Origin of the sequence: Methanospirillum sp., from assembly GCF_035406105.1 — an archaeon.
GTDB lineage: Archaea > Halobacteriota > Methanomicrobia > Methanomicrobiales > Methanospirillaceae > Methanospirillum.
On the sequence record NZ_DAONKG010000097.1, the window covers coordinates 1 to 8917 of the forward strand.

Genomic DNA, 8917 nt, shown 5'->3' on the forward strand with positions numbered 1-8917 from the left:
TATTTTGATGAAATAATCGAATAAGTGACTGATTATAAATGATAAGTAATTAATTCGATACTTAAAAAATAGGTTCAGGGAGGCAAACCATGTTTGAGTCATTGTTTTATGACATTACCCATAATAAATATCTGATAAGAATATCAAATCAGGGTCTGCACGATGGTATCCAGGTTCTGAAAAATGGATGTGTGCAATACAGGTTTTCTGATTATGTATGCAGGTTGTAGATATGAGGTCGGTTGTTATCTATCACTCACACTCAGGCGTCACCAGGGGAGTTGCAGGACATCTTTCAAAAATTCTTGGTTCCGAAATGATTGAGGTAACTCCGGAGAAGGAATATTCGAGTTTTATGGTAGTCCCAAAAGGATGTTACCGGGCTGTGAAGGGGCTTGCAGATCCGATACGGCCACAAACGATCGATGTATCCGAATATGATATTCTTATCATCGCATCTCCGGTCTGGGCTGGGAAACCTACTCCGGTGATTAATGGAGCGATTGATGCGCTGATTGGATGTCAGGGAAAGAAGGGGTATGCGATAATGACATGCCGGAGTGCAGAAAGTGGTCATCAGGCTTTGTTTCCCTTTGTTGAGCGGTTAAAAAAGAAGGGTCTTGTGATATTCAAAACATCTGTCCTAGATAGTAACGCTTCTGCGGATGAATCAGTAATTGAAGGCATTTGTTCTGATATCAGGAATATATAAGACCAGAAATTAAAATTATTTTTCTCATCCGAAGTTGATTCATGGAACAAAATGAACGCGAAGGCATCAGCATCCGCAGGTACCGGTCGATGACATGAAAATATAAAAAATCAGGGTTTTTCTGTACCGCTCCATGATCCAGACCATTCTGCTGATGATCCCCATTCACCGGTAAAGCCATATCGCCAGTGTCCGGTGAAGGATGAACAATCATCAGAGAATATAAATTCACATTCTCCAGCATCATGTGGGGGAGTATACGATGGGGCTTCTGACCATGTTCCCCGGAACGTTTTCCCGGTCAATGTGCCTGATATCCGTCCCTCATCATGAGTATATGTGCCAAAGGCATCCTGTCCTACCTGGACCAGAGTGAGAGTACCTTGATTTGAACTGTAGGTTCTGCTTATTGAACAGATATCTGAATTTCTCCCGGTCATGGTCGGTTCAGGTGTAATTTTCTTATCCCCAATAATAGTATACGAGATTGTTATCTCCTTTTGCTGGGCATATTGCCATGCTGGTCCGCCACCATGATACTCAACAGATGGATCCATTGCGATTTCAAGAAGGATCGGTTCGGAAAGTTTCAGACGGGTGATCATATGTACGATATGTTCCTCTCCTTCAAGACCACAAACACCATCAGGATCTCCTTTTGACTTTGGGGTTCCGGTTTTTTCAATAATATCACCTGGTGCACGATACCATGTTTCCGGATACACTTTATCCCATCCACGGAACACAAAATCTGATGGTCCACATACAATACCTAAGGTTCGTCGTGGTAACACTTTTGTATCAATATTCAGTTCCAGTTCGCCCGCTGGTAATGGCATGGTCTGAATAACAGTATCCGATTTGGTAATGCCGTCAACACATCCGATGCATCCTTCCGGAAATGATGCGCTAAATGATTCTCCACATGATACCCCTATGGTCATACTCAGAAGAATAATAATCAATATTGATACGAATGGTTTTCTCATACATAATTCTCCCTATGGTTTTTTACTCTGTGAGTCATTGTCCACATCAATAACACCCGTTCAGGGAATCTTTCCCGGCTATAAGGTCAGATATCAGAAGAGCAATACTCTACCTGATGGGCAGTTGTCTCTTCCGGATATGGTTGCCGATGTGGTTAAGATAGAGATAGTATATCGTGTTCATAATGGTATTTGTGTATAATCTCATTAAAATAAAAAAAGCATGATATATGTGTCATTCAGGAGAGAACGATACACCAGGAGCCTGAAACAAAAGTTGATAATCTGTGTCTCCATGTATTTCTGTTTCTCTCTGAATATGTTTCTCGCAATGAAATATGATTGAATTTTAGAGAATGCGGTTATTCTTATTACGTACAAAGATGATTATGATTTATGGGGTTAAACCAGCCGGTGAAAGAAATTCTTATTGCACGCGAGACTATCGAAGGAGCCGGGGTCAGGCTGCATCGTGCCTTTGGATATCATGAGATCCCCCGGTTTGATCCGTTTCTGATGCTTGATGATTTCAGGGGAGATAATCCGGCTGATTATCTGAAAGGATTTCCATGGCACCCCCACCGTGGTATTGAAACGGTTACCTACATGCTTGAAGGGATGATTGAGCATAGTGATAGCATGGGAAATGCCGGAATCGTTGGAGCAGGGGCAGTTCAATGGATGACAGCGGGCTCCGGGATAATTCACCAGGAGATGCCAAAGCCGGTCGATGGAAAGATGGGAGGATTTCAGCTCTGGGTAAACCTTCCCCGGTCGGAAAAATATCATGTTCCCCGGTACCAGGAGATCTCTTCTGACATGATCCCAATCGATACCCTTGAGAATGGTTCCCAAGTCCGGGTTATTGCAGGGACATATAGGAGAATAGGTGGCCCGGTTCGTGATATTATTGCGGATCCGGAGTTTCTTGATGTGTTGGTGCCCTCAAACGAAAAGTTCTATCATCAGGTTCGTCCCGGGTTCACTGGGGTACTGTATGTCATTGAAGGAAGATGCACGATAGGTATAGGAGAGCCGGTATTTTTAAAAAAACGTAATCTGGCACTGCTGGCTCCGGGAGCAGTTCTGGACCTGACCTCAGGAGAAGATGGCTGCCGGTTTTTATGGTTCTCAGGAAAGCCTATTGGAGAGCCGATTGCCTGGGGTGGTCCGATTGTGATGAACACCCAAGAAGAGGTGGATCAGGCATTTGAGGAGTATCGGAACGGGACATTTATCAGATAAATAATAAACAGAATTGTTCTATGATTTGTTCTTCAGTTCTACTTCCCGGGAATGACATTTCTGATCAGGAACCGATTGTACATCAGAAAGTACGAGGGCCGACAGGTGATATGGCATATGGTGTATTATGAGACTAACGTTTTTATTGGAAAAAACTTTGAACTCATTTCAGGTCGTTCTTCACGCTCTCATAAGCCCATGCATCTCAAGAGATATCAAAAGTTCCCTGACACCATCAACAAACTCTGACTGTTCATCAAGCATTGGCCGCACATCCGGATCAGAGAGGAGCATCATCTCATCGTACGGGATATAAAATTTTCCGGAAAAAAACCCATCATAATCGGTAAGTAATCTGTCAACCCGTGATATATCTCCGGGCGATCTGACCCGGTTAACGACCAGGTGAATGTCTGGTATCTCCAGTTCCCTGGCAAGTTCTGCTGCATGTTTCACAACCTGTACTGCGTTAAATGTCGGATCTGCAACCAGAACCGCTTGATTAAAGCCTTTCGCAAGTGCCCGTCCAAAATGCTCAACTCCGGCCTGAGTGTCCATGAGAATTACCTCCCCTTCCCGCAGGTTGATATGTCTCATGACTGCATCAAGCAGGGTATTCTCCGGACACAGACAGCCGGTGGCAGCTTTTACCACGGTTCCCATAACGAGGATGTTGACACCATCCGGGCCTTTCATGCCAAACCGCTCAACTACATCTGATACATCCGGGTTAAGGGAGAGCATAAGACCATATCCGGAATCAGGTCTGGCCCCCGTTTTCTCTTCAATATAGTCCAGGTTTTTTGAGAGAGGGACAATTGATTCCGTATCTTCTGGAGAAACCCCGATTGCATAGGGAAGGTTCATCTGGGGATCTTCATCAACCGCTAATACAGAATATCCTCTTCCTGCAAAAAGATGAGAGAGAAGTGCAGTTATCGTTGTCTTTCCAACACCCCCCTTTCCGGTAATGACTACCCGAAATCCATGATTACTCATTCTACTTTTTTACTCCTCTAATGGTTTTCTGTTCAGGGTATCATGACTTTGGGACTTTCCTGGTCGCTTTTCTGGTGGAATAGTGGCGTCTGCATTCAGGGCACAGGGATTTTATTTCTTCGATGATTGCAGGGTCGAGTTTGTTCATTACCTTATGCATCAGTTTTTCTGGAGCAAATGCCGTTTTACACGATGAGCATGTTGCAAGAGGAACCGTTGTTCCGGACCATGATTGCATGACCCGATTTGAATCAGAATCTTCAAACACTATTGCATTCGTCGGACATACGTTTGCACAGGCTGTACAACCAAGGCAGTCAGGGTTATGTTCGTAAAAAGGAGTATTAATGGTAGTATATGGCCCCCGGTTGATGTAATTGATTGCTTTACCGCCCATGATCTCATTACACACCCTGATGCATAATCCGCACAATATGCATTTTCCCATGAGCGGATCATCATGAACAATCTTCTTGAGAAACCGTGTTTTTGTGACCCCGTATTTCGCAGCCATCTCACGGATAACCTCTGATTTTGGTGCTTCTGCAAGGTAGAGCTCAAAGAGCAGACTTCGATGTCTGATAATCTGAGGAGTATCAGTCAGGATTTCAAGGCCATTATGAACTTTGATGGTGCATGCGGGAGTCATTGTCGTCTTTCCACAGGTGACCACATCAACCATGCAAAGCCGACAGGCTCCATATGGTTCAAGGGCTTTTTCATAACAGAGGTGAGGAATATCAATATTTAATCTCATGGCGGTGAGAAGGAATATCTCTCCTTCTTCGGCCAGGTACTGGTTTTTATTGATGGTGATGGTGACCATCCTCTTTCTGTAACCTGATAATGACATAGTGATTATTCCCTCTGTATAATGAGACGTTCATACTCTTCAGGGAAGTACTGCATCGTGGTCAGAACCGGATTTGGTGCAGTCTGCCCAAGGCCACACAGTGATGTTTTTTGAACCGTTTCAGACAGTTCTTTGATCAGGTCGATATCCTCATGAGTACCTTTGCCGGCGATAATACGATTCAGGATGAGGAGCATGTGTTTGAGTCCCTCCCGGCAGGGAACACATTTTCCGCATGACTCACCTGATGCGAAATTGATAAAGTACCGGGCAATGTCTACCATGTTTGTGTCCTCGTCCATCACCACAAGGCCGCCTGATCCCATCATCGTTCCGACCTGATTCAGGCTTTCAAAATCAACAGGTGTATCAAAGAGTCTGACCGGGATACACCCTCCTGACGGACCTCCCGTCTGGACAGCCTTCACCTCTTTTCCCAATGCTCCGCCATTTCCGATATCATAGATGATCGAATGCAGGGATGTTCCCAGGGGTACCTCGACCATACCGATATTATCAACCTTTCCGACAAGGGAAAAGACCTTGGTTCCGGTATTCCCCTTTGCACCGATGGATGAATACCAGGATGCTCCTTTTGCGATTATAACCGGGACATTGCACCAGGTCTCAACATTATTCAGATCAGTCGGTCTTCCAAAGACTCCTTTTTCGGTAAGTCGGGGAGGACGGAGGCGTGGTCTGCCTGTTTTTCCTTCAATGGATGCTGCAAGAGCGGTTGACTCTCCACAGACAAATGCCCCTGCACCGGTTGCTATCCGGATGTCAAAATCAAATCCGGTGTTAAAGATGTTTTGTCCGAGTAAACCATACGTTCGTGCCTGGTCAAGTGCTAATATGAGACGTTCGATAGCGAGTGGGTACTCAGCCCGGATGTAAATAAGTCCTTCATGAATTCCCATGGCAAATGCCCCGATGAGCATTCCCTCCAGAAGCATATGGGGATCACTCTCCATCTCGTTCCGGTTCATGTAGGCACCAGGGTCTCCTTCATCAGCATTACAGACGATGAATTTCTCATCCCCTGGAGCTTTTTTCGTGATCTCCCATTTCAGACCGGCAGGAAATCCTGCTCCTCCCCGCCCTCGAAGGCCGGATCGCTTCATTTCATCGATGATAGCATCAGGCTCCATACTGGTAAGTGCCTTATATGCGGCAAAATATCCGCCAATACCGATGTATTCATCAATATCCTCAGGATTAATAAGGCCGCTGTCACGAAGAATTACTTTCTTCTGATAAGCGAAGAAGGGGATCTCTCCATATTCAGGAATAATCTCAAACTCGTTCCCATATACAAGGTTTCCTGTAATATGGTCCCAGTTAGAAATTTTACAAAGTGCCCGATCAGACGGAACATCACCTTGAAGAGCAAGGGAAATAATTCTCTCTGCATCGTCCAGGTGCACCTTCCGAAGCAGAACCTGCGCTTTTCCGGGGATGCTCACCGAAACAATCGGCTCCTCTTTGCAAAAACCGATACATCCGGTCTTAACAAGAGAGATATCAAGGTTTTTTGTCTGAATTATCTCATGCATCCGGTTATACAGGGCCATACCTCCGACTGCAATCCCGCATGATGATGTCCCGACTCCGATTCTGGGTCTCCCCGGCTGAAGTTTTTTCAAACCTTTTTTTCGAACAGAATCAAGATCTTCGGGTGTTTGAATCTTCATCGTTTCCACCCGTACATCTCTAATATCTCCGGGATTCTCTCAGGTGTCACATATCCATGCAGTTGCCCGTCAACATGGAGGACCGGAGCCATACTGCATGCCCCAAAACAGCGGGCAATCTCAACGGTGAACTTATTATCCGGTGTTGTCTGAAGATATTTGCCGTCCTGTGTATCTCCAGATAACCCGAGATGTTCTTCCAGTGTCTCTAATATTTTTTCTGCTCCTTTCACATGACAGGGTGTTCCCATGCAGACGGTGATCAGGTGCTCTCCAACCGGTTTCAGACTGAAAAATGAGTAAAAGGTAACAAGAGCGAAGAGTTCAGAGAGAGGAACCTGTAATTTTCCTGAAACCAGTTTCAGGGTATCCATGGGGATGTGTCTTTCCTGTATCTGAATCTCCCGTAAAATTCCCAGAATTCTGCCGGAAGAATTGGGATATTTATCAATAATTCCATCAAGCGTCTTTTCATCCATTATACTCTCCAAAAAGGAAGGTTAGATGTTCAGTGCCTTTCTCTTCCGGTTGATCTCTGCTTCAAGGAGGTCAGCGGTCTTCAGCGGATCCGGTTCAACCGCAAATGCAGAATTCGTAATTCCCTTTACTCCATCTGCGAGCAGATTTAAGACATTCGCACTGCCAAAGATCTTTGGCGGGATACCAAGGACCGTGTAGACACCGGATGAGACAAAGTAGGTCCCGATGGAGATTGCTTTCTGGGAGTACCATTCAGGGGCTGCTCCACCAATGGGGAGATCACCGATACCTACTCCGAGCTCTTTCGCAATGTTCGCTGCTAATACCAGAATTCTTGAACAGTCAACACAGGATCCCATGTGCAGGACCGGGGGAATACCAAGCAGTCTGCATACCGATGCCAGTCCTTCTCCGGCAAGATCAGCCGCTTCCGGAACTAAAAGCCCTGCTTTTCCACAGGCAATGGCTGAGCACCCGGTCTCAACAACGAGGATATTGCGTTTGATAAGTTCCTTTGCAAGGGTAATGTGCCCATAGTCCTGTTTAATACGTGGGTTATTACATCCGACGATACCGACGCATCCTTTGATTGTTCCGGCAACGATGGCATCGATGAGTGGTTTGTAGGTTCCTCCAAGAGCTTTTCTGATAGTCTCTTCTGAGAATCCTGCCATCACTTTCATGGGTCGCTCAGGAATTCTGACTCGGTCCGGGTTTCTGTTCGGGAAGTTCTCAATTGCCAGTTTAATTATCTCATGAGCGGTATCACGGGCACTTTCGGGCTTGAACTCTTTATAAATCGTTCCGGAGATCTTCCCCTTTGTACTGGTTGTAATGACCTTGGTATGGAAACAACCGGCTGTCAGCGGAATGGAGTGATAAATACATTGGTAATCAACAACCATTGCCTCAACTGCTCCGGTTGCAATAGCAAGTTCCTGGTCAAAGAAGGATCCGGCAAGCGGGATGCCGCTTCTCATGAGGAGTTCATTTCCCGTGCAGCACATGCCAACAAGATTGATACCTTTTGCTCCTTTATCCTCAGCCATTCGCTTGAGGTCAGGGTCTTCGGCGACGTTTACTATCATCTGAGAGAGCAGGGGATTATGACCGTGGAGAACAATATTGACTTTATCTCTGCTCAGTGTTGCAAGATTTGTGATCGATGTGAGCGGAGTCGGGGTCCCAAATAAAATATCAGAACATTCCGTGGCAGCCATGGACCCTCCCCATCCGTCAGAGAGCGAAGTTCTCATCGCATGCAGGAGCAGATTTACATAGTCTGCGTCAACTCCCATGTGAATCCGGTGCATAGCCTCAACAATTTCCCTGTCAATACTTCTGGGCATGATCCCAGTTTTTCTCCAGATCTCTTTCGTCTTTTCCGGGGCGCGTTCCGCTAGTTGGATCCTGTTTTTGATAGTGCCATATTCTTCAAGGATGCCAAGAGCAAGATCTTTTGCGATATCGTTTGTATCCCGCCCATCTGTCTGAATTCCATATTCGGTAGCGAGCCGGTGAAGTTTTTCAATATCTTTGATCTGATACCCTTGCCCATGGCCTTCAGCAGTTTCGAGTAAAACCTGAACAACCTCCCGTCCATGATCTGAATGTGCAGCAGCTCCTACACTTAAATCATCAAGAAGATTTCTTGCGACAATAGTATCCACATTTGCTCCGCAGACACCAAGAGATGTCTTCCCTCCAAAGGGATCAACTCTGCAGGGGCCCATGGCACAATTATTACAACAGACTCCAAGTTGACCAAATCCGCACTGAGGTTGCTGCAGGGCAAACCTGTCCCAGACGGTCTGCACCCCTTCGTCCAACGTTTTCCTGATTATCTCCTGGTCGGTCCGGTCTGATGCTCTCCTCTCCGCTTCTCTTATGATATCCTGCTCTGTCATATCTTCACCCTCTTCTTATGATAACGATGCAAGTTTCT

Annotated in this window: 9 protein-coding genes; 3 read left to right on the forward strand and 6 right to left on the reverse strand. The window is 45.8% G+C overall.

The annotated features are described in order from the left end of the window. Nucleotides 1–217 precede the first annotated feature (217 nt). On the forward strand, nucleotides 218–712 hold the full coding sequence (locus PLA23_RS07185) for a flavodoxin family protein (protein WP_324474637.1): 495 nt from the start codon (nucleotides 218–220) through the stop codon (nucleotides 710–712). 110 nt (nucleotides 713–822) lie between these two features. Here PLA23_RS07185 and PLA23_RS07190 read toward each other — a convergent pair whose 3' ends face one another. Then, nucleotides 823–1656: a hypothetical protein gene (locus PLA23_RS07190; RefSeq protein ID WP_324331368.1), complete on the reverse strand. Its 834-nt coding sequence runs from the start codon at nucleotides 1654–1656 to the stop codon at nucleotides 823–825. On the opposite strand from PLA23_RS07190, the gene PLA23_RS07195 reads away from it, so the two are divergent. Beyond that, nucleotides 1649–1903: a hypothetical protein gene (locus tag PLA23_RS07195; protein WP_324474639.1), complete on the forward strand. Its 255-nt coding sequence runs from the start codon at nucleotides 1649–1651 to the stop codon at nucleotides 1901–1903. The genes PLA23_RS07190 and PLA23_RS07195 overlap by 8 nt on opposite strands. A 194-nt stretch (nucleotides 1904–2097) precedes the next feature. After that, complete coding sequence (locus tag PLA23_RS07200) at nucleotides 2098–2946, forward strand: pirin family protein (protein WP_324331370.1); 849 nt, start codon at nucleotides 2098–2100, stop codon at nucleotides 2944–2946. A gap of 180 nt (nucleotides 2947–3126) precedes the next feature. Here PLA23_RS07200 and PLA23_RS07205 read toward each other — a convergent pair whose 3' ends face one another. From PLA23_RS07205 to cooS, 5 genes are read right to left on the reverse strand one after another with little or no spacing between them, the layout of a single operon-like run. Further along, a complete protein-coding gene (locus PLA23_RS07205; protein ID WP_324331372.1) occupies nucleotides 3127–3945 on the reverse strand; it encodes an ATP-binding protein in 819 nt (272 codons plus the stop codon). Between the two features lie 40 nt (nucleotides 3946–3985). Then, complete coding sequence (locus tag PLA23_RS07210; RefSeq protein ID WP_324474641.1) at nucleotides 3986–4798, reverse strand: 2Fe-2S iron-sulfur cluster-binding protein; 813 nt, start codon at nucleotides 4796–4798, stop codon at nucleotides 3986–3988. Nucleotides 4799–4803: 5 nt separating this feature from the next. Continuing rightward, the gene (locus tag PLA23_RS07215) at nucleotides 4804–6492 is read right to left on the reverse strand and encodes an NADH-ubiquinone oxidoreductase-F iron-sulfur binding region domain-containing protein (protein WP_324474643.1); all 1689 of its coding nucleotides are present in this window, start codon (nucleotides 6490–6492) and stop codon (nucleotides 4804–4806) included. Next, a complete protein-coding gene (locus PLA23_RS07220; RefSeq protein ID WP_324332000.1) occupies nucleotides 6489–6971 on the reverse strand; it encodes an NADH-quinone oxidoreductase subunit NuoE family protein in 483 nt (160 codons plus the stop codon). The genes PLA23_RS07215 and PLA23_RS07220 overlap by 4 nt, the downstream gene beginning before the upstream one ends. 21 nt (nucleotides 6972–6992) lie before the next feature. Then, the gene (cooS, locus tag PLA23_RS07225) at nucleotides 6993–8879 is read right to left on the reverse strand and encodes an anaerobic carbon-monoxide dehydrogenase catalytic subunit (protein WP_324474644.1); all 1887 of its coding nucleotides are present in this window, start codon (nucleotides 8877–8879) and stop codon (nucleotides 6993–6995) included. Nucleotides 8880–8917 lie beyond the last annotated feature (38 nt).